Consider the following 21,686-nt stretch of genomic DNA (forward strand, 5'->3'; position numbering starts at 1 on the left):
GTCGTTAGCGCGTCACCGTTTGGTAGTCATCCATGTCGCGGTGTGGCATGGCGACCCAATTATCCGCCGGCAGTGCGGGAATAGGGGCGGGTACTGCCAGAGGTTTATGTTCCTCTTGCAGAAGTTTGGTTAGCTCGGTGAGCACAGGGTCTTCCTGGGTTTCACTGGGAGTTAAGAATATTTTGCGCAGTCGCGCACTGCGGCCCCAATCCAGACTGCTGGAGTAGCGAACCATGGGGGCCGAGAGCACCAGTCCGGTAATAACCGGCAGCAGCCACCAGAAAAATATCGGCGCATAAACATAGGTGACATAACCCCAAAGAATCGCCGCTATGGTCATTTTGGAAGTGCGCGCTATACATTCCTTCCAGGGTAATAAACGCCCTTCACGCTCTTGGGAATCCCAGTTCACTTTAAAGCCAAGCAGTACCGAAATCACAAAGTACGCGTGGTAAATCATCATGATGGGGGCGATGAGCACTGCAAAAATGGTCTCGACCAGCGCACCTTTGATGATTGCGCGCGTGCCGCCAAACTGTTTGCGTCGGTGGGTGATGGTCACCAGCACACCAAGCAATTTGGGCCCCATCAGCAACAGGGTTGTCAGTAGGATAAGTGCAATAATCAACTCGGTTTTGGCGATGGGCCAAGTGGGGTAAAGCTGGTGCATCTCGGTAAAGTAAACATTCGCATTAATGGCGCGAACCACAGCGTCGGCTGTACTCAGAACCAGCAGCAGCATCCACACCAGCGAGGTGATATAGGCTACGGCACCCAGCAGGAAATGCAGGCGGCTAATCGGGTGTAAATTTTTGGTGCCGAGCAGCCCCAGGTGTTGGATATTACCCTGCACCCAGCGGCGGTCGCGTTTGGCGTAATCGATAATGTTACAGGGCACCTCTTCGTAGCTACCCTCCAAATCGGCCAGCAAAAACACATCCCAACCGGCGCGGCGCAGCATGGCGGCTTCAACAAAGTCGTGGCTGAGAATATCGCCGCCAAAAGGTGCGCGACCAGGCAAGCTCGGTAAACCGCAGTGGTCGATAAAGGCGCGCAGGCGGATGATTGCATTGTGGCCCCAATAATTGGCCGCATCGGTTTGCCAAAAGGCCAGGCCGGTTGCCAGCATAGGGCTGTAAAGTACGGCGGCAAACTGCACAAAACGGCCAAAAAAAGTAGTTTGACGCACCGGAATAGGCACTGTTTGGATCAGCCCGCAGCGCGGGTTGGCCTGCATGGCGCGCACCATTTTTAACAGACATGCGCCGGCCATCACGCTGTCGGCGTCGAGCACAATCATCTGCTCGTAGTTGGCGCCCCAGCGCTGGCAAAACTCCGCCAGATTGCCCACTTTACGGCCGATGTTTTTCTCCCGGCGGCGATAAAAGGTTTGCGCTCCCAGTGCGCCCAAACGCTCCTGCAGCTGTTGCCAGGCATCGCGCTCAGCCTGGGCAATAGTGAGGTTGGTGGTGTCGCTGAGCAGGAAAAAATCAAACTTGTCGATCTGGCCAGTTGCTTCGAGTGAGCGCAGGGTAGCCTCAAAACCAGCAATCACTCGCTGGGTATCCTCGTTGTAAACCGGCATAACCACCGCTGTGCGAGTAGTGATCGGTGAGTCATCCAGGCCCATAGTTTTTATGGATTTTAGGCTCAGCGGATCAATTTTCAGCATTTGCAGGATAAACCCGAATACACCACTCCAGAATGCGAGGCTGAGCCAAGTGAAACTGATGCCAAAGAGCACCATGATGACAGTCTCCAACGGCTTGAGTTCGTTGGCACTTAATATGTCAAACATGATGTAGATACCGCAGGCCGCTGTTATGAGGCTCAAGAGGGTATATACATAGCGGCGCAAGGCTTTGCCCGGGATGCGAAAGGCATCCGCGGGCGCTTGGGATAAATCAGCAGGGGCGCGAAAGCTGTCGGTCATATCAGATGGCATCCGGGTACCAGACATAGCTCCACACTTCGCTTAGGCGCTGATCGCGTAACTTCAGGAACAGGCGCATATCGGCCACGTTATTGCCATCCGGTTCCAGCTTGAATGATGCACGCCAGGTGCGGCCATCGGGCAGTTGGCGCACACTCAGCTCACTGATGGCGCCGGAGGATTGCTGCATCTCGGCAATCAGCGGTGCATCGGCTGACAGGTTATCCAATTCACCACCACGGAAATCAATAACAAACTTGCGTTTGCTGACTGGCGGTGGATTAGCTTGGCCCGGGTTTGCTCCCCAGCCAATGCGTGTGCGTATGACCTTGGCGCCGGTGTTTTCAGCCAAATGATCATCAAAGCTGCGCAGGCGATATTTGTAGGTTGCGCTGCTGCCGGCCTTCATCGCCTTGGCGGGCACCCAATAGGCAACAACGTTATCGTTGGTTTCGCTATCGCTTGGGATTTCCACCAGCTCGGCGCGACCTTTACCCCAGTCGCCCTCGGGCATGATCCACATGCTCGGACGCTTCTCGTAGCGGGCTTCCATATCCATGTAGTGATCAAAATCGCGGTCGCGCTGCAGCAAGCCAAAACCGCGAGGATTTTCATCCAGCATCGATGAAACCCGCAGTTGGCGATGGTTGCTGATCGGGCGCCATATCCACTCGCCGTTTGAGGCCGCCATTAACAAACCATCGGAATCGTGAACTTCCGGACGGAAATCATCCACAAAGCGGGTGTGGTTTTCGCCCCACATATACATACTGGTGAGTGGTGCTATGCCAACTTTCAAGATGTCTTTGCGCGCGAACAAACGGGCTTCAACCGCCATTTCCGTGGGTGCACCGGGGATGATTTCAAAGCGATAGGCGCCGCTGATGGATGGGCTGTCCAGCAGTGCGTAAATCACCATGCGGGTATCTTCAGGCGCTGGTTTGATCAACCAGAATTCGCGAAATACCGGGAATTCCTCACCTTTGGGTTCTGCAGTATCGATTGCCAGACCACGTGCGGAAAGCCCATACGCCAGGCCGGGGCCTACCATGCGGAAGTAAGAGGCGCCCTGGAAAACAACAAATTCATCTTTGTATTCATTGCTGTTGAGCGGGTAATGGATGCGAAAGCCGGCAAAACCAATGTTATTGGGAGCAATGCCGGCGAGCGGTGCCGCTGGGCCATCGTAGCTAAAAAAGTCTTGCTTGAATTGCACAAATGAATCGGGCGCGTCGTTGGCCATGTGCAGCACTATGGGTTCGCGGTAGAGAAACCCCGGGTGAAATAGCTGTAACTCAAACAAGGATTCTTTGTGCCACAGTGCAGCTTCAGGGCGAAAGCGAATCGAGCGATATTGGTCGTAATCCATCTTTGCCAAAGCATCGGGAATATTTGCTTCTATGGGTTTGTACTCGCGCTTGGCAAGTTTTTTGGCGCGTTCTGCAATCGCATCGAATAGATCGGGTTTGACTATGTCGCTCGCCGCTGCCGGCGCAATGGCTGGTGCGGATGACGATGTTTGGGCGAGCGCCGAATAACTGACTCCCAGTCCCAGCGTGCAGCTCATTATCAGCCCCAGCAGACGCTTGTGTGCGCTTAAATTGCCGGTGGTTTTGTTGTTGTTACACAGGATACTCATCCAGTTTACTCCGCCTTGGATAATTGAGATGGGTTGTGAAAGTGAATCTGCCCGGAACGGGTAATGGCTTGAATCTGATAAAAATCTAGCGCCATTTTTCAGTGATATGAAAGGTTATTAAAGGTGAAGCATTGTAAACCATCCAGTGCTAAAAATAGCGGCTGTTCCGGAGGCAGGGAAAGTTTTTTTATATTGGTCCTTGTGGCAATAAGTGGGCTTGAGACTTTGCGTTTCAACGCCTCTTGTTATGACTAATTAGTCTTTGCACCCGGTGCTATGTCGGCTTAACTCAACAGAAGGGGGAGCGTCCCAAACAGGAGTGAGTTTATGCCAAGCCCAAGCATCCATCAGACAGTCAATCAGCCCACGCTTTTGCCAGTCGTCCGGCGCGTTATCCTGCAACTTGATCAACTCTATTTGGAGTTTTCCCATCTTGGCGATGCGGTGGATCGGGAGCGCCTTGCTGAACTCTATGTCCAGTGGTTGTCGGCAGGCAGGACTGGCCCTTCCGGGCTGCGTTTTTATGCGCAGGCGCTTGGTGCATCCTTGCCGGACGGCGATTCACGTGTCGCCTTTACCGCACAGGCAGAAGGTGTATTGGTGCATTTGCAGTCCGGCTATGCGCATTAGTTTCTCCTCGGTCTAACCGGGCATGTTTGAGGGCGCGAGCCGGGTAATCGAGCGAGTTATCGAGAGGGCAGTTAATCCATCCTCGACTTGAATGCTCGACAATTGATTGCCCGTCAATGTTAGGTGCTACACTCCAAGCATTGCCCACTTTACTGTAAATGCGATGAGTGACATGCCTGGTATAAGACGCTACATGCGCGAAAACCCAATAGCCGCAAGGCTGCTTGGGCTCATTATTATCAGCAGCTCAATCATCACTTTGGTCGCCGTGTTGCTGCAGTTGCACAGCAATTTTAACGACGACATAGCCGCACTTGAAAAGCGCATCGATCAGGTGCGTATTAGCACCCTCGCCAGTATTACCAAAAGCCTTTGGGGGTTTGACCAGGAGCAGCTGAATATCCAGATCCACAGTGTTCTGGCGGTGGATGATGTAGTACAGGTGCAGGTCATTTGGCACGACTGGAATAACACCGAGCAGACGCTGGTTGCCACCAACAACATGTATGACCCCAAAGAGCTGGAAACCAAGCGCAGTCAATTTTTGGTGCGCAGTTATCCGCTTATCTATGAAGACGCCAGTACCCCGCAGCAGCAGCTTGGTGTACTTACCGTTACCGCCAGCTTGAATAGCATTTACGAAAAGCTATGGCAGCGCGCGATTTTTATCGCGTTGGTGCAGGGCACTAAAACCCTGGTGATTGCGCTGTTTATTGTGTGGTTGGTACATACGCTGTTGACTCGTCACATGAAGGCGGTTGCGAATTACGCGCGCAATCTCAATTTGGAAACGCTCACCAAACCGCTCAAGCTAAAACGCTTGAAAGTTAATTCAGCACCGGATGAATTGGATAATGTGGTCAGTGCTATTAATCACATGCGTGAAACCCTGCTCGATGATATTGAGCAGCGCCATGCGATTGAAATCGCACTGCTGACAGAAAAAGAAGAAAAGCTGGAAACGCGGCGACAAAAAAATGCAGCGGAAGATGCCAGTCGCGCCAAAAGCCAATTCCTGGCAACCATGAGCCACGAAATCCGCACGCCCATGAATGGCGTTATCGGCATGCTGGAGATGCTGCGCGATACGCCCTTGGATGAAAACCAAAAACATTACATCGACGTTATTCATCGCTCGGGTGAAACCCTGCTGACCATCATCAATGACATCCTCGACTACTCCAAAATCGAAGCGGGAAAAATGGAGTTGGAGGAGACCACATTTGAGTTAGATGAATTAGTGGAAAATTGCATCCAGTTATTTGGCGCAACGGCGAATAAACGACAAATTGAACTTTTTGGTGGGCTCTTGCCGGGAGTTCCCCAGTGGTTGCGTGGCGACCCTACGCGCTTGCGGCAAATTATTATTAATCTTTTAGGCAATGCCTTTAAATTTACCAGCGAGGGTTTTATTTCCCTGCAGGTGAGTGTGCTCCAGCAATTGGATAAGGATCAGATTGAATTGCATTTTGCTGTGCAAGATAGCGGCATAGGTATAGATATGGCGAGTGCCGGCAATTTGTTTGATTCGTTTAATCAGGCTGACGCTTCTACCACGCGCAAATATGGCGGCACGGGATTAGGTTTGGCAATTTGTAAAAGTCTCGCCGAACTCATGGGTGGCAAAATCGGTGTGGAAAGCGAAAAAGGTCGCGGCTCGACCTTCTGGTTTACCGTCAGGCTGAGCAAGGAATCGGTGTGTGATCTGACTGGTGATTCCCATGAGCAGAGCGGGCATTTGTTGCGCAATAAAAAATTATTGCTAGTTGAAGGTGGAGTCATGCTCGCCGAATTTGTCAGTCGCTGCTGTCGCGAGTGGGGTGTCAATGTAGAGGCTGTACGTTCTGCAAAAGCGGCGCTGGCGCAACTGAAACATGCCATGCATTCTGGCGAGCCATTTGATTTTGTTGGTGTCGATTACTCGCTACCCGATGCCAGCGGTTTGGAGTTTGCACAGTGGCTGCGCGATAGCCCGGAGTTTGTCGACCTGTCATTGTTTATGTTCAGCTCGGGCGATGTTTATCATGACCAGGCGCAATTGCGCCGGCTGGCCGTGCACTCTATTGTGCGCAAGCCTATATCTATGAAGCTGTTGCGACGCGAACTGATTGCCTTGTCCGGTCACGAGGCAGCCCCCGAGTTGCCAGTCGAGCGCAAGCAGCAGGATTTGGGCAAATTCTCCCATTTACGGGTGCTGGTCGCAGAGGATAATCCGGTCAACCGGATGGTGATCAAAGGCTTGCTGGGCAAGCTTGGGATAACCCCGGTATTTGCTGAAAATGGCGCAGAGGCATGCGATGCGGTGCAGGATGCTGACCAGCGTTTCGATTTGGTTTTGATGGATTGTGAAATGCCGGAAATGGATGGCTTTGAAGCGACTCGCAGCATTCGTGACTACGAGCGGCGGGAGGGGTTGATTCCGATTCCTATTATCGCCCTGACAGCGCATGCATTGCAGGAGCACCGCGAAGCGGTATTTGCTAGCGGCATGAATTATTACCTTTCCAAGCCTATTACTCTGGATACCCTTTATGCTGCGTTTGAGGCTGCAGGTTTGATGTCGCCTCCGCATAGCGCGCTCCTATAGCGTTGATTGGTTTTTTCTCCTTGCCTGTCCTGAGGTCAGTCCTTATTATGAGGCCCATTCATTGGGTTCGCCCGGTACCAGTTAACCGATAGTTTTGGAGTGATTTATGGGTAGCGATGCAATTGTTCATGTAAGTGATGCCAGCTTTGAGCAGGATGTGTTAACTGCAGACTTGCCAGTGCTGGTGGATTTCTGGGCTGCCTGGTGCGGGCCATGTAAAATGATTGCGCCAATCCTCGATGATTTGGCCGAACAATTTGAAGGTAAAATCAAAATTGCCAAAATGGATGTCGATGCGAATAAAGACACTCCGGCGAAGTTTGGTATCCGCGGTATCCCAACATTGATCATTTTCAAAAACGGCGCAGCCCATGCAACCAAAGTGGGTGCACTGAGTAAGCCGCAGCTGGTCGACTTTATCAATTCTTCACTTTAAGTATGCTGGGCCATCACTCGATGGCCCAATTTGTTTTTGCACTTGGAGATTTTTGTGGCTATACTCCAAGCATCCAATGTTTGTTGCTGAGTGAATCCCCTTCCCGGTTCTGTTAAATAGCAAACAAACTCTAAATTCCCTGCTGTTGTCCTTGCCCCGGTATCTGATACGCGAATAACTCAACCGACCAGCTATCTACTAACAAAAAATGATCGGGCTTCTTCACGCCCATCATGGTCTGACTGGCTAATTGATTATCCGCTACACATTGCCCGATTCCATCGCAAGCCAAACGGCATAATGAGTATGAACTTTCTACCTGTTTTAAATTTCTATAACGCGTTTCAACATTCTAACCAGCATCGCTTTGGCGATTCCCTGCAATAAACCTACATCCATCTATAAAGTCTTTCCTATGAACTTAACCGATCTTAAAAAGAAACCGATTGAAGAATTAATTGATATCGCTCATGGAATGGGGCTGGAAAATATCGCCCGCTCGCGCAAGCAGGATATTATTTTTAATATCCTCAAGCGTCATGCCAAAGGCGGCGAGGATATTTACGGTGACGGTGTTTTGGAAATTTTGGTGGATGGTTTTGGTTTTTTACGCTCCGCCGATAGCTCTTACCTTGCGGGTCCCGATGATATCTATGTGTCGCCCAGTCAGATTCGCCGCTTTAACTTGCGCACTGGCGATACTATCTCCGGCAAAATTCGCCCCCCTAAAGAAGGTGAACGTTATTTTGCCCTGTTAAAAGTTAACGACATTAACTTTGATAAGCCCGAAAACTCCCGCAATAAAATTCTGTTTGAAAACCTCACTCCGCTGTTCCCCAATGTTCGCTTGCCCCTCGAAGCCGGTAACGGCTCTACCGAAGACCTCACTGGTCGTATCATCGATTTGATTGCACCTATCGGTAAAGGCCAGCGCGGTTTGATCGTAGCGCCGCCAAAGGCGGGTAAAACCATCATGATGCAAAATATTGCGCAGGCGATTACGCGCAATAATCCCGAATGTCATTTGATCGTATTGCTGATCGACGAGCGTCCTGAAGAAGTAACGGAAATGCAACGCTCCGTGCGCGGCGAAGTGGTGGCTTCTACTTTTGACGAGCCGCCCGCGCGTCACGTGCAAGTGGCTGACATGGTGATTGAAAAAGCCAAGCGTTTGGTTGAACACAAAAAAGATGTGGTGATTTTGCTGGACTCCATCACTCGTTTGGCGCGTGCCTACAACACTGTCATTCCTTCATCAGGCAAAGTATTGACCGGTGGTGTGGATGCCCATGCATTGGAGCGCCCCAAACGTTTCTTTGGTGCCGCGCGTAATATCGAAGAGGGTGGCAGCCTGAGTATTATCGCCACCGCACTCGTTGATACCGGCTCCAAAATGGACGAAGTGATCTACGAAGAATTTAAAGGTACGGGTAACCTGGAATTGCACCTTGATCGCAAAATTGCAGAAAAGCGTATTTACCCTGCGATTAATGTGCGTCGCTCTGGCACTCGCCGCGAAGATTTATTGATGAAAGAAGACGAGCTGCAGCGCGCCTGGATTTTGCGTCGTTTGTTAAACGATATGGAAGATGTAGCAGCAACCGAATTTTTGCTCGATAAATTAAAAGATTTCAAAACCAACGACGAATTCTTTATGTCGATGAAACGTAAATAAACAACCCCCTCCCTGCCTCCCCCTTAGTAAAGTGGGAGGAGTAATTCCCTCCCCTGCCAAGGAGAGGGTTAGGGTGGGGTAAGCGTGTAGCCCGTATGGAGCACAGCGTAATGCGGGAAATTTATCCCCGTATAAGCTGTGTGCCCTACGGGTTTTGTTTTTCTATAACCATGGTTTTTACATGATGAAATATAAAGACCTTCGCGATTTTATCGCCCTGCTGGAAGCGCGCGGTTTGTTAAAGCGCATAAAACAAGAAATCGATCCGAATTTGGAAATGACGGAAATTTGCGACCGCACCCTGCGTGCCGGCGGCCCCGCATTGTTATTTGAAAATCCCAAGGGTTATTCCGTGCCGGTGCTTGCCAATTTATTTGGTACGCCCGAGCGAGTTGCCTTGGGTATGGGGCAGGAATCGGTGAGTGCCCTGCGTGAGGTGGGCAAATTGCTTGCGTTTTTAAAAGAGCCAGAGCCACCCAAAGGTTTTAAAGATGCCTGGGAAAAACTACCGCTGTTTAAACAGGTGTTAAATTTGGCGCCCAAGGTGCTGAGCAAAGCGCAATGTCAGGAAGTTGTATTGGAAGGTGATGCGGTGAATTTGGATTTGCTACCCATCCAAACTTGCTGGCCGGGCGATGCGGGGCCCTTAATGACCTGGCCTTTGGTCGTTACCCGTGGCCCTCATAAAGAGCGCCAGAATCTGGGCATTTACCGTATGCAAAAAATCGGTAAAAACCGGTTGATTATGCGCTGGCTTTCTCATCGCGGCGGCGCGCTGGATTTTCGTGAATTCCAAATCCAAAACCCTGGCAAAAATTATCCCGTTGCCGTTGCTTTGGGTGCTGACCCGGCAACGATTCTCGGTGCTGTTACACCCGTGCCGGATACACTTTCTGAGTACGGTTTTGCGGGTTTGTTGCGCGGCGATAAAACCGAAGTGGTGAAATGTATCGGCAATGATTTACAAGTGCCGGCATCTGCAGAAATTATTTTGGAAGGTTATATCGCCCCCAATGACCTGGCACCTGAGGGGCCGTTTGGCGATCACACCGGTTATTACAACGAAGTCGATAATTTTCCAGTGTTCACTGTCGAGCGCATTACCCACCGCCGCGATCCGATTTATCACAGCACCTATACCGGGCGTCCGCCAGATGAGCCTGCGATTCTCGGTGTGGCGTTGAATGAAGTGTTTGTACCGATTTTGCAAAAACAATTTCCGGAAATTGTGGATTTTTATTTACCACCCGAAGGCTGTTCTTATCGCATGGCTGTCGTCACCATGAAAAAACAATATCCCGGTCATGCCAAGCGCGTGATGATGGGGGTGTGGAGTTTTTTGCGGCAGTTTATGTACACCAAATTTGTGATTGTCACTGACGACGATGTCAATGCGCGCGATTGGAACGATGTGATCTGGGCTATGACAACCCGTATGGATCCGGCGCGCGACACGGTGATGATTGAAAATACGCCGATTGATTATTTGGATTTTGCCTCACCGGTATCGGGTTTGGGTTCCAAAATCGGTTTTGATGCCACCAATAAATGGCCGGGTGAAACCACGCGTGAATGGGGTACGCCGATTGTGATGGATCAAGCGGTAAAAACGCGCGTTGATGAAATCTGGGCTGACTTGGGTATAGATTTACCAACGGCTTATTAATTTATTTTCTGCTGATAGTGGGAGTTTGTTTATGGCGTTACAGGAAGAGTGTTTTCTGGATTGCCCTTATTGCGGTGAACCTATCACTGTGCTGGTTGATTGCTCGGTGAGTGAGCAAAGCTATATTGAGGACTGCCAGGTTTGCTGTAGGCCTATCTCACTCCATGTGGTTGTGGACGAGGACGGATTGCCCGAGGTGCATGCCCAGCGCGATGATGAATAACACCCACCTTGGCTTTGCCCGGGTTATGCGCTATAAGTTCCACGTGGTTTGCAATGCGGTTATTACTTCCAATTTGAAAGGAGAATTTAAATGAGTTTCGCAAAAGAGTTCAGAGAATTTGCCATGCGTGGCAATGTGGTGGATATGGCAGTGGGTATTATTATCGGCGCCGCATTCGGCAAGATTGTCAGTTCATTGGTGAGCGATGTATTTATGCCGCCCATTGGCTGGTTGATTGGCGGTGTAGATTTTAGCGATTTGGCTGTCACCCTGCCGGCGCTGATTGAAGGTAAAGAGCCGGTGCTTATTGCCTACGGTAAATTCATCCAAACCGTGCTGGATTTTACGATAGTCGCCTTTGCGATTTTTATGGTGATTAAAGGTATGAATCGCCTGAAACGCAAAGATGAGCCAGCACCCGAAGCGCCGGCAGAGCCAGCGCCAAGCAAAGAAGAGTTGCTGTTAACGGAAATTCGCGATTTATTAAAACAGCAGCAAAAGTAATATTTCACGGCGGTTTGGGGCGTTATGCTCCTGGCACCAGAAAAGCGATCCAGAGATGGATCGCTTTTTTTATGGCTGGGATTTTGGGGTGGGGTTAAGCAACGTCCATTGTTCAAGCTCTGGATGGAAAAATCCGCACTCACGGTAGGCGCGCTCAATCGTGCCTTTCGCGCGCAATTGTGCAGTGCCAAGGCTCAGGGCGCGATAAAACTCATCGGCCATGGGGTGTTTTTTGCTCACCGGCCAATGACGGCTGCCACTGATGGCGATTTTTATTCCCTCAATCGGGATTAATTTTATGCCGTCCACATTAATTTCTTTGGTGGGGTTGTTGGCAACGGGCGATAGACTCAGGTCCACCCGTCCGGCATTTAACATACGCGCTATGTTTACCCAATTGGGCGTAAACATAATTTTGTCAAAACCCATGTGTTGCAGCGTATTGAGGTCGGGTTTCCATTGGCGACTGGTAGCCACCTTGAGCTGGGTTAGCTGCGCCAGGTTTTTACTGGCAAGCGCGCGTTGATTTTTGGGTGAAGTGTAAAGCCCCACAACAAATTGCCCCTCCTGCACAATCGGCGCAGAAATGTGCAATTGGTTTTGTTGATTGATCAGATCTTGATACCAGATAGTGCTGCCAACGCTCAGGGTTTTGCCATCAATCACGTTGCGAATACTGCGAAAGTAATTCTCTTCATCCACAAACTGGATGGGATGGGTAAATCCCCCCAGCGACAAAGCCTGCAACATCAAGACTAATTCAATCACATCGCGGCGGGCGTAAGCGCCACCGTAATAAGTCACAGCCCTTACATCGCGATTGGCAAGAAAGCGTTGGTAATCATTGTGGATATCGGGTAGCACGGCGATAGGGGCGGTTTGCGAGGCAAGGCTCTTCCCGGCAAACAACAGGGCCGGCAGCAGGACAAGCAATAGACAGCAGGTTTGCAGGCGCCGAATGGGGAACATAATCAATTAGTCATCCAGTAGCTGGAATTACACGCCGGGTCATACATTCAGGGCGCAGCTGATCACCATTATTTTGGGCGCCATTTTGCAGGTCGTCCAGCTTAAAGAATAGGCTGGCCGCGATACATACGCACAGGTTTTTCTACCGCAGGCGCGATGGGGCTGAGTATTTCGCTGCGCACCACATCCGGCTCTGCCACTGCTGGCTCATGGCTAGCCTCTTCCAGTACGGTTTGTCCGCGATAGACCTTAACCACCTGGCGCGGCAAGTCTTTATTATCGGGCTGTGCCGGCTCCAATAGGGTCGCCCAGGGCGGCCCTGCCATAAACAATAATTCTTTGATCAGCGCTTTGGTAATGGTGTCTTTGCTGTGGTGATGGTAGTCGGCCAATTCTTTTAACAGCTCGGGGTTGGCCATTTTCACGCCGGGTTTCATTGCAGCATCAACCCGGCGCCGAATTTCGTACACCAAATCAACCATGGGTTTAGTGTATTGCATCTTCGCTCTCCTCCGTTGTGGACGAGCCTTGTGGGCCCAGATCAAGACTTGAGCAAAATCCAGACCAAAGCCTATTTACAGCTTAAGTCGGTATTTTTTATTGCTTTTATAACTAACAGAAGGCTCTTTTTGGTGCGCGATGATTTTTTGGGTGCGGCTGGCTGCCTCTTGGTTGGGCGCCAGCCTTGGTGGGCGGGATTAGCGAATAAGGTGATCCATCTCACGGGCGGGTTGTGAACACTGTGTCTCGCCAATGATTTGCGCGGGCACACCGGCCACTGTGGCGCGTGGCGGGACATCTTTTATCACCACACTGCCAGCGCCCACTTTGGCGCATTCACCCACAGTAATATTGCCCAATATCTTGGCTCCGGCGCCAATCAGCACCCCTTTGCGCACTTTGGGGTGACGGTCGCCCGCCTCCTTGCCGGTGCCACCCAGGGTGACGGATTGCATGATGGACACCATATCCTCAACCACCGCGGTTTCACCAATCACAATGCCGGTGGCATGGTCAAACATAATGCCCTTGCCAATACGCGCGGCCGGATGGATATCCACCGCAAACACAGCCGAGATGCGGTTTTGCAGGAAGAGGGCGAGTGAATTGCGCCCCTGATTCCACAGCCAATGGGCGATGCGATAAGCCTGTAGTGCATGGAAACCTTTGAAATAGAGCAGGGGGGTGACCAATGAGCAGCAGGCGGAGTCGCGCTCACTGACCGCCTGCAGGTCGGCGCGCACTGACTCTACTATACCGGGGTCTTTGGCCATGGCCTCTTCAATGACTTCGCGGATCAGCATGGCAGGTAGGGCCGGGCTATCGAGTTTATTGGCCAGGTGAAAGCTCAGCGCGGCTTCCAGGGTGTCGTGATTGAGGATGGTAGAGTAAAGAAAGCTGGCGAGCACCGGTTCGGCCTCGGCCTGTTTGCGGGTCTGCAGGCGGATGGCTTCCCAGAGACTGTCGAGCACCAGGGCTTTGCTGGCGGCAGTGGCGGTTGCGGTGGCATTCATGGCCAAATCCTTAGAGGGAAAACTAAAAAACCATTATTGGGGGCGCCGGCCAATAATTCCAGCGCGCCACCAAGTTTATGTTCAATAAATAACCAGTGGTGGTTCCTGTAGCGCGGCCAACTGCTCGCGCAATTCCAGGATATGCTCACCCCAATAGCGCTCGCTATTAAACCAAGGAAAGTGATGGGGGAATGCAGGGTCAGTCCAGCGCCGCGCGAGCCAGGCGCTGTAATGCATGATACGCAGGCTGCGCAGGGCTTCGATCAGCGCCAGCTCGGCCAGGTCAAAATCGCAAAATTCGCGGTAGCCCTCCAGTATCTCGCTCAATTGCAGCGTCTGCTGTTCGCGCTCGCCAGAGAGCAGCATCCATAAATCCTGAATCGCTGGCCCCATGCGCGCATCATCAAAATCCACAAAATGTGGCACTTCATCGCGCCACAAAATATTGCCGGGGTGGCAGTCGCCGTGCAGACGGATAGGCCTGTACTTCACCCGCGCAAAAATGCGTTCACAGGCGCTCAGTAAATCGGCGCCCAGAGTGCGATAAGACTCGCGCAGGCTGGCGGGGATAAAATCGTTGGCGAGTAAAAAGTCATAGCTGTCGCGGCCAAAACTCTGGATATCCAATGCCGGGCGATGCTCAAACGGTTGGGCTTGCCCCAGTGCATGAATGCGCCCCAAGGTACGGCCAAGGCTGAGCAGCGCATCAAAGTCGTCCAGGTTGGGCGCATGGCCGCCCTGACGTGGGTAGAGCGCAAAGCGAAAGCCCTGGAACTCGCGCAGGCTATTGCCTTGGTCATCCAGCAGCGGCGGTACTACTGAAATCTCCAACTCCTTAAGTGCAGCGGTAAACCGGTGTTCCTCCACAATTTGCGCATCGCTCCAGCGGTCGGGGCGGTAGAACTTGGCGATGAGCGGGCTGCCTCCTTCTATGCCCACCTGATACACGCGGTTTTCGTAGCTGTTCAGCGCCAGAATACGCGCGTCGGTCAAATAGCCGGTGCTGTCGATGGCATCCAGCACCAGGTCAGGTGTGAGTAATTCGTAGGGATGGTTTTGGGTCATGGCAAGTGCTCGCAAGAGTAGAGGGCGATTGTACGCCCTTGCCAGCCACCCGGTGCGAGTCAAATAGCATTGTGGTGCAGATCTTTTTCTGGCGGTTAAATTTTGTGTAAGGCGGTTAAAAATGCTACAAGTAATAATTCGTTGAGCCCGAACCTAACAACATTCATTACGGCAGTCTTTACAACAGTCACTGCGACAGCCACCGCTAATAAACGGAATTGCCATGATTAAAATCGCCTTCTACAACCTCAAGGGTGGGGTGGGAAAAACCACCACCGCCGTCAACATGGCTTACATGGCCGCTGCGGCTAAAAAAAATGTCATCCTCTGGGACCTGGACCCGCAGGCGGCGGCCAGTTGGTTTTGTCAGCAGGAGCCGGGCACGGGTAAAGCGATCAAGCTGTTCAGCAAAGGCAAATCCATCGCCGAAATGGAATTATTCAGCCCCTTTCCCAACCTGATGTTAATTCCCGCTGACCTCAGCCTGCGCAGCTTGGACAGCGAGTTTGATGAGCTGGGCAAGGACAAAAAGTTCTTCAAGCAGCTGCTCAAACCCCTGAGTGAAAAAGCCGATATCCTGATCTTTGACTGCCCGCCCACCCTCTCGCCCAGTGTTGAACAGCTGTTGCAAGAGGTGGATATATTGTTGATCCCGATGATTCCCAGCCCACTTTCCATGCGCGCCATGGAGCAGGTGATTGAATTCCTCGCCAGCAAAAAATCGGCCCCCAAGCGCATTGTCGGATTTTTTAATCAGGTAGATATGCGCCGCAGCCTGCATCGCGAGGCAATAGAAAACAGTAAAAAGATGCCGCTGCCCATGCTCAAAACTTATATCCCCAACGATGCCGCCGTGGAGCAAATGGGGCTGCGGCGCGCGCCCCTAACCAGCTACAATCAGCGCAGCCGCGCTGCGCTGGCCTACCTGGATTTATGGAAAGAGATAGCGCGCCTGCTTAAAGCCGCGGCCAAAGAAAACGAATAATCGCCCAGCGATTGCCAACCGTCTCACCTGAACGAGTTATCCAATGATCAAGCACTGTTATTCGCTGTGTCTTGCCAGCCTGCTATTAATGCTGGCCGGTTGTACCACCCAGTCCAACTACCCCTCGCCGCAACCGCAACCCGCGCCCAAACCCGCCGCGCCACCACCGGCTGTCACCTACCCGCAACCGGGCGCAGTTACCCCGGCGCCAGCAACACCCGCAGTCATGATCAACCCCGCCGCCCTCAGCCTTGCCCGTCAGGGGCGCAGCCAATATCAGCAACAGGATTACCAGGGTGCCATAGCCACCGCCGAGCGCGGCCTGCGCATCGACCGCCGCGCCGCGGATTTGTACCTGTTACTCGCAGAAAGTTATTTGCAACTGGGCCAACCGGATAAAGCCCGCCTGTTCATCCAGCAAGGCAAACGTTTTGCCAGCGCAGGCTCAGAGGCGGCGCAAGGTTTACAGCGTTTGGAGTTGATGGTGCAGGGGTATTGATCGCGTAAGAGTTAATAAAAAGGCAATCGGCAAGTAACGCGATTGCCTTTTTTATTGTGTTGATTTTTGTTGCGATTGCTGCAGTGAATTTTTAATCGGTAGGGAGTTTTACAGGTACAGTGCAGTACAACTATTTAAACAACAAAAATAGTTCTTCGATGTAATTAAAATATTGCCAGGTAGCTCGGGTGTATTGCTTGTACATCTACAAGCGTGAGCATTTATTTGCTTCTGCGTTTTTTATAAAAATAATAAATCACGTAGATTGTCTTTTTTTATCCATAAAGTTTTCAAATCGCTTGCATGGCGATTATCAATTAGCGCTGCTGCCCCTTAGTCCTTAATCTGCTCCCCGTAACGCAAGTAACCCACGGGCGTAGCCCATATAGACTCAGGAGTGTAACTCATGGCAAGTATCAATTCAGAAATCAAACCATTCAGTGCCCAGGCTTATCACCAAGGCAAATTTGTTCACCTGACCGAATCAGACCTGAAAGGTAAGTGGTCGGTAGTATTTTTTTACCCCGCTGACTTCACCTTTGTGTGCCCCACTGAATTGGGCGATTTGGCGGACAACTACGCTGAGTTCCAAAAAATGGGTGTAGAAATTTACGCAGTATCTACTGACACTCACTTCACTCACAAAGCATGGCATGACAGCTCTGAAACCATTGGCAAAATCCAATACCCAATGATTGGCGACCCAACTGGCACCATCACGCGCAATTTTGGTGTGATGATTGAAGAAGCTGGTTTGGCTGATCGCGGTACTTTTGTGATCGATCCACAAGGCAAAATTCAAATCATTGAAATTAACGCCGGCGGTATTGGCCGCGATGCATCTGAACTGTTGCGCAAAGTGAAAGCCGCGCAATACGTTGCTGCGCATCCAGGTGAAGTTTGCCCGGCAAAATGGAAAGAAGGTGAAGCGACCCTGGCTCCATCACTTGATTTGGTTGGCAAAATCTAAGCTGACTTTTTTATCTCGCGTTTTTTATCCAGAGCGCTAAAAAAAGCCCGCTCACAAGGCGGGCTTGCATTACAAAATCCCACGGAGACGACCATGTTAGATGCCGCGATTAAAGGCCAACTCACTGCCTACCTTGAAAAATTGCAAGCGCCCATTGAATTGGTAGCAAGCCTTGATGCCAGCGCCAAAAGCGCAGAAATGTTAACGCTGTTGGAAGAGATTACCGCGCTTTCCAACAAAGTCAGTTTGCGTCAAAACGGCAGCGCGAAATTAACACCGTCGTTTCATGTGGGTGCTGTTGGTTCCAGTGCACGCATTCAATTTGCGGGCATCCCTATGGGGCATGAATTTACTTCGCTGGTATTGGCGCTGTTGCACAGCGGTGGTCATCCACCCAAAGTGGATATAAAAACCATCGAGCAAATTAAAGCGATTGATACACCATTACATTTTGAAGTGTTTGTATCGCTCTCTTGCCACAACTGTCCGGATGTAGTGCAAGCCGTGAATTTAATGGCCGCATTAAACCCCAAGATCACTGCCACCATGATCGATGGTGCCTTGTTCCAACAAGAAGTGGACGCGCGCAAAATCATGGCGGTGCCTACAGTGTTTGTGAATGGCGAACACTTTGGCCAAGGCCGCATGACCTTGGAAGAAATTATTGCAAAAGTCGATACCGGTGCGTCCGAGCGCGAAGCCAAAGCCTTGAGCGAGCGCGACCCTTACGATGTGCTGGTTATTGGTGGTGGCCCCGCCGGTGCAGCCGCGGCAATTTATTCCGCGCGCAAAGGTATTCGCACTGGTGTCGTTGCCGAACGCTTTGGCGGTCAGGTATTGGATACAGTATCGATTGAAAATTTTATTTCGGTGAAAGAAACCGAAGGGCCAAAACTCGCGATGGCACTGGAGCAACACGTTAAAGAATACGACGTGGATGTGATGAACCTGCAAAAGGCCGCGCAGGTAATTCCCGGTGATAATCACGGCGATTTGATTGAGGTTAAACTTGCCAGCGGTGCCAGTTTAAAAAGCAAAAGTATTATTCTCGCCACCGGTGCACGCTGGCGCGAGATGAATGTGCCCGGTGAACAGGAATATCGAGGCAAGGGTGTGGCCTACTGCCCGCATTGTGACGGCCCTCTGTTTAAAGGCAAACGCGTTGCTGTCATTGGCGGTGGTAATTCCGGTGTGGAAGCGGCGATTGATTTGGCCGGTATAGTCGCCCATGTCACCTTGATTGAATTCGATTCCAAATTGCGTGCCGATGCAGTGTTGCAGCGCAAATTATTTAGCTTGCCCAATGTGACCGTTATTACCGAAGCCATGACTACCGAAGTGATTGGCAACGGCGAAAAAGTGACAGGTTTGAAATACAAAAGCCGCAATACCGATGATATTGCGACCGTGGAATTGGAAGGTATTTTTGTGCAAATCGGCCTGCTGCCCAATACCGATTTCCTAAAAGGCACAGTGCAACTAAGCAACCGCGGTGAAATTGAAATTAATGCGCGCGGTGAAACCTCGGTGCCGGGTATATTTGCAGCGGGCGATTGCACCAATGTGCCTTACAAGCAAATTATTATCGCCATGGGCGCTGGCGCCACTGCATCGCTCGGTGCGTTTGATCACTTGATTCGTACCAGTGCACCGGCTTAATTCGCTGTGAAAATAAAAACCGCGTGATGCTGGGTTGTCACGCGGTTTTTTATTTTTTCGGTTATTCAACACCCTGCAAGCTAAACCAAAACAGGCTGCCGCCGTCCCCGGTTTTTTCGTAACCCACGTCGCCATTCAAGGCGCGGGCAATACGTTTAACGATGGAGAGGCCAAGGCCGTGGCCGTCGGCGGATTTGTGTTCAAATTGCACAAACAAGTCAAAGAGTTGTTGCTGTTCCAAATCACTGAGGCCGGGGCCAAAGTCTTTTACCCAGCATTTCACCATGCCATTGTTCAAGCGTGTTGCACCCAGTTGCACCTGCGGTGCAGTGCCGCCGTATTTGAGTGCGTTGGATAAATAATTTACCCAAATTTCTTCCACCCATTGCGCTTGACCCAAGGCTTTTGGCCAATCATGGGCGATACTGATTTGCCCGCGATTTTTTTCAATCAGTGGCTCCAGTCGATTGCAGGCTTCAATCGCGATAGCCTGGATATCCAGCGGCTGCAGATTGATCTGATCGGTTTTGCGCAGGCTTGCCAGCAGTAATAATGCATCAATAATGGACTGCATTTTCTGCGCAGAGCGCTGTAACCCAAGCAAGAGTTGACGCTTCTTTTCATCGGATAAATTGATACCAATACTCACCGCGCTAAGCATCGCGGCACTGGCTGCCATGTTGGTGAGCGGTTGTTTTAAATCGTGCGCGACAGTATGGGCGTAAGCATCCAGTTCGTAATTTTGTTCCAGTAATTCTGCGGATTGTTGTTCCAATACTTTGGTTTTGTCCTCCAGTGCAATGGTTTTTTCTTCCAATGCCTGGGTGCGCTCGGCCACTAATTCTTCTAACTTGTTGCGGTGTAATTGCAGTTCTGCCATCAAGCGATTGCGGTTTTCAAGATCGTCGCGGATGCGCAAACGCATTTGATTAATCGCTTCCACCAGTGTTTCCAGCTCGTCGGGTTGATGAGGGGCTACACGGGTTAGTTTAAGTGGCGCTTCAAGATTATTCAGATCCAATTGCTGTGCGTAAGCGGCCATTTTTTCCAGATGGCGACTGACCCACAAGTGGATAATAAACAATACAAATAACGCACTGAGCAACAGGCTGCTGAGGGTGGTGATCGCAATGCTCTGCGCTGTCCTGCGCAATTCGCTAATGATGCGGTTATTCATTAAGGAGACTTGCAACTGGCCGAGCAAAAAAGTTTCGCCGTTATCTTCATAGCTAATCGCCAGGCGCAGGGTTTCCAGCGGCGTATCAAAATCGCTATGGCGTTTTGCCCAGCGGTTGCCTACATCGTCCTCCAGCAGTACCTCGCCTACGTCTGGCAGTTCAGCTATGCCTTTTACCAGCGCAGTAATGCGCGGTTCATCCACGGACCACATAGCGGCCGCCAGCAGCGGCAAATAATTGCGCTCTATATCTTGTGCACGCAACCGCGTTTCATCCAGCGCGTTTTGATAGGCGTTGTAAATTTGAATGCTGGATACCACGACGGCAAATAAAAGCGTGCAAAGCAGTACGGTGGCGACAATGCGAAGGCCGAGACGATGAGGGCGATGGGCACTGATACTGGTTGTGGTGGCAGTGGATGGCGGCGCGGTTTGATGCATCAAAAACCCCGGCTGACGTCAAACCAGAGAGAGGGATTGTCCAGAGGAGTCTCCGCCGATAGCAGCGGATTTTCCAAACGGATAATGTCGCGTTTATCCAATGCCATGTGTTTGATGCTCTCGCCAAAATGTTGCAAAAATAATTCGCGCATACTGCCATCCTCCATCGCGATTAATAAACCGCGTTCTATGGCTTTGGCTAAATCGGGGCGCTGTTTATTAACAAAGTAGTAAACCGGCGCGGGGTAGTAAAGCACCCAGCGCGGCGCAATGACGAGGGGAATCTTTTCCTGGGTTTTTATCTCCGGCAGCACTTCGGTGAGTGCGCGCGGGAAAAAGGCGATACGCCCGCGCTGCAACATATAAAACAGCCCTTGGTAGTTAGTGGTGGGCGTGATCTTGAAACCATTGTGGCGCAGTATCGGATAGTCGGGCCAGTCCTGCTCCTGACCGCAGCGCAGGTCTTTTAATTGCTCAAGGCTAAGTGAGGCAAAAAGCTCACTGTTCTCCGGCTTGATTAGCAGCAAACGCCACCCCAACAAGCCGCGATCCAGCGGGATGCGAATCGGCAGTAAACGTGTCTCGCGCTCCGGTGTTGTCAGTGTCCAGGTAATATCCAGTTCGCGCCCCAGTTCTACATGGCGCAGGGTGCGCGATTGGGATAGATCGTGGCGCGCCGCCAGTGGGGTATAGTCACCGCCCGCTTTGGCCAGCGCCAGCTTCAGTAAGGCGACCGGATAGTGGCCGCGCTCATCCATGCTGCGCGACTCAGCCCAGGAATAAACTACGTTTTCAGCGGCATGCGCTGGCAATGCCAGCAGCATAAGTAGCGCCAGCGGTGCGACTCCATAACGCCAAAAACTCCCTGCAAGACAATAAATAAGCAGGTGTTGCATAAAAAAACTCATGTGCAATAGCCAGGAGGGCGCGGTGCCCCAACGGCAAATAAAGAAGGCAGGCGAGCAGTGGGAATACCAAAAAGTATAGACGCTTTTCGTGCCAGCCGTGCTCTGTGTCAGAGTTGCGCCAAGCGCGACAAGGCTTTTTTGTTTAATGTCTCTTGCACCATTTCGGTTCTTTTTGGGTTGACTATCGGCGAGGTATGGTAGAAATT

At 51.3% G+C, this 21,686-nt stretch carries 19 protein-coding genes; 11 read left to right on the plus strand and 8 right to left on the minus strand.

Annotated features, from left to right (window positions below; all coding sequences use genetic code 11):
* Positions 1-4: 4 nt before the first annotated feature.
* Positions 5-1,933, minus strand: coding sequence for a glucans biosynthesis glucosyltransferase MdoH (gene mdoH / locus ACFODX_RS09500; protein ID WP_378118449.1), 1,929 nt, complete (start codon positions 1,931-1,933; stop codon positions 5-7).
* 1 nt (position 1,934) lies between these two features.
* Positions 1,935-3,572 (minus strand): glucan biosynthesis protein, encoded by a 1,638-nt coding sequence (locus ACFODX_RS09505; protein ID WP_378118451.1) that lies wholly within the window; start codon positions 3,570-3,572, stop codon positions 1,935-1,937.
* A gap of 327 nt (positions 3,573-3,899) precedes the next feature.
* Between ACFODX_RS09505 and ACFODX_RS09510 the strand changes: the two genes are divergently transcribed.
* From ACFODX_RS09510 to mscL, 7 genes are all read left to right on the plus strand, one after another.
* A complete protein-coding gene (locus tag ACFODX_RS09510) occupies positions 3,900-4,202 on the plus strand; it encodes a hypothetical protein (protein ID WP_378118453.1) in 303 nt (100 codons plus the stop codon).
* Positions 4,203-4,395: 193 nt separating this feature from the next.
* Positions 4,396-6,789, plus strand: a complete 2,394-nt coding sequence (locus ACFODX_RS09515; RefSeq protein WP_378118455.1) for a response regulator — start codon at positions 4,396-4,398, stop codon at positions 6,787-6,789.
* A 106-nt stretch (positions 6,790-6,895) separates the two neighbouring features.
* Positions 6,896-7,225 (plus strand): thioredoxin TrxA, encoded by a 330-nt coding sequence (trxA, locus tag ACFODX_RS09520; protein ID WP_324259948.1) that lies wholly within the window; start codon positions 6,896-6,898, stop codon positions 7,223-7,225.
* A 415-nt stretch (positions 7,226-7,640) separates the two neighbouring features.
* Positions 7,641-8,900, plus strand: coding sequence for a transcription termination factor Rho (gene rho, locus ACFODX_RS09525; RefSeq protein WP_324259947.1), 1,260 nt, complete (start codon positions 7,641-7,643; stop codon positions 8,898-8,900).
* Positions 8,901-9,084: 184 nt separating this feature from the next.
* Positions 9,085-10,566 (plus strand): 4-hydroxy-3-polyprenylbenzoate decarboxylase, encoded by a 1,482-nt coding sequence (ubiD, locus tag ACFODX_RS09530; protein ID WP_378120080.1) that lies wholly within the window; start codon positions 9,085-9,087, stop codon positions 10,564-10,566.
* Between the two features lie 31 nt (positions 10,567-10,597).
* A complete protein-coding gene (locus ACFODX_RS09535; protein ID WP_378118458.1) occupies positions 10,598-10,789 on the plus strand; it encodes a CPXCG motif-containing cysteine-rich protein in 192 nt (63 codons plus the stop codon).
* Between the two features lie 90 nt (positions 10,790-10,879).
* Complete coding sequence (gene mscL, locus ACFODX_RS09540; RefSeq protein ID WP_378118460.1) at positions 10,880-11,293, plus strand: large-conductance mechanosensitive channel protein MscL; 414 nt, start codon at positions 10,880-10,882, stop codon at positions 11,291-11,293.
* A gap of 69 nt (positions 11,294-11,362) precedes the next feature.
* On the opposite strand, the gene ACFODX_RS09545 is transcribed toward mscL, so the two are convergent.
* The 4 genes from ACFODX_RS09545 to ACFODX_RS09560 form a co-directional block, all read right to left on the minus strand.
* The gene (locus ACFODX_RS09545; protein ID WP_378118462.1) at positions 11,363-12,262 is read right to left on the minus strand and encodes a hypothetical protein; all 900 of its coding nucleotides are present in this window, start codon (positions 12,260-12,262) and stop codon (positions 11,363-11,365) included.
* Positions 12,263-12,363: 101 nt separating this feature from the next.
* Positions 12,364-12,762, minus strand: coding sequence for a hypothetical protein (locus tag ACFODX_RS09550; RefSeq protein ID WP_378118464.1), 399 nt, complete (start codon positions 12,760-12,762; stop codon positions 12,364-12,366).
* Positions 12,763-12,960: 198 nt separating this feature from the next.
* Complete coding sequence (cysE, locus tag ACFODX_RS09555; protein ID WP_378118466.1) at positions 12,961-13,776, minus strand: serine O-acetyltransferase; 816 nt, start codon at positions 13,774-13,776, stop codon at positions 12,961-12,963.
* An 81-nt stretch (positions 13,777-13,857) separates the two neighbouring features.
* Positions 13,858-14,841 (minus strand): serine/threonine protein kinase, encoded by a 984-nt coding sequence (locus tag ACFODX_RS09560; RefSeq protein ID WP_378118468.1) that lies wholly within the window; start codon positions 14,839-14,841, stop codon positions 13,858-13,860.
* 223 nt (positions 14,842-15,064) lie between these two features.
* Here ACFODX_RS09560 and ACFODX_RS09565 point away from each other — a divergent pair, with 223 nt between their 5' ends.
* From ACFODX_RS09565 to ahpF, 4 genes are all read left to right on the plus strand, one after another.
* Positions 15,065-15,826 (plus strand): ParA family protein, encoded by a 762-nt coding sequence (locus tag ACFODX_RS09565; RefSeq protein ID WP_378118470.1) that lies wholly within the window; start codon positions 15,065-15,067, stop codon positions 15,824-15,826.
* A gap of 43 nt (positions 15,827-15,869) precedes the next feature.
* Positions 15,870-16,325, plus strand: a complete 456-nt coding sequence (locus tag ACFODX_RS09570) for a tetratricopeptide repeat protein (RefSeq protein WP_378118472.1) — start codon at positions 15,870-15,872, stop codon at positions 16,323-16,325.
* 406 nt (positions 16,326-16,731) lie between these two features.
* Positions 16,732-17,295 (plus strand): alkyl hydroperoxide reductase subunit C, encoded by a 564-nt coding sequence (ahpC, locus tag ACFODX_RS09575; protein ID WP_378118474.1) that lies wholly within the window; start codon positions 16,732-16,734, stop codon positions 17,293-17,295.
* 93 nt (positions 17,296-17,388) lie between these two features.
* The gene (ahpF, locus tag ACFODX_RS09580; protein ID WP_378118476.1) at positions 17,389-18,954 is read left to right on the plus strand and encodes an alkyl hydroperoxide reductase subunit F; all 1,566 of its coding nucleotides are present in this window, start codon (positions 17,389-17,391) and stop codon (positions 18,952-18,954) included.
* 61 nt (positions 18,955-19,015) lie between these two features.
* Here ahpF and ACFODX_RS09585 read toward each other — a convergent pair whose 3' ends face one another.
* Together ACFODX_RS09585 and ACFODX_RS09590 are read right to left on the minus strand one after the other, a co-directional pair.
* Positions 19,016-20,572, minus strand: a complete 1,557-nt coding sequence (locus ACFODX_RS09585) for a sensor histidine kinase (protein ID WP_378118478.1) — start codon at positions 20,570-20,572, stop codon at positions 19,016-19,018.
* Positions 20,572-21,480: a hypothetical protein gene (locus ACFODX_RS09590; protein WP_378118480.1), complete on the minus strand. Its 909-nt coding sequence runs from the start codon at positions 21,478-21,480 to the stop codon at positions 20,572-20,574. Before ACFODX_RS09590 ends, ACFODX_RS09585 begins: the two co-directional genes overlap by 1 nt.
* Between the last annotated feature and the right edge of the window lie 206 nt (positions 21,481-21,686).

The organism is Cellvibrio fontiphilus (genome assembly GCF_042646205.1).
GTDB classification, from domain to species: Bacteria; Pseudomonadota; Gammaproteobacteria; order Pseudomonadales; family Cellvibrionaceae; genus Cellvibrio; species Cellvibrio fontiphilus_A.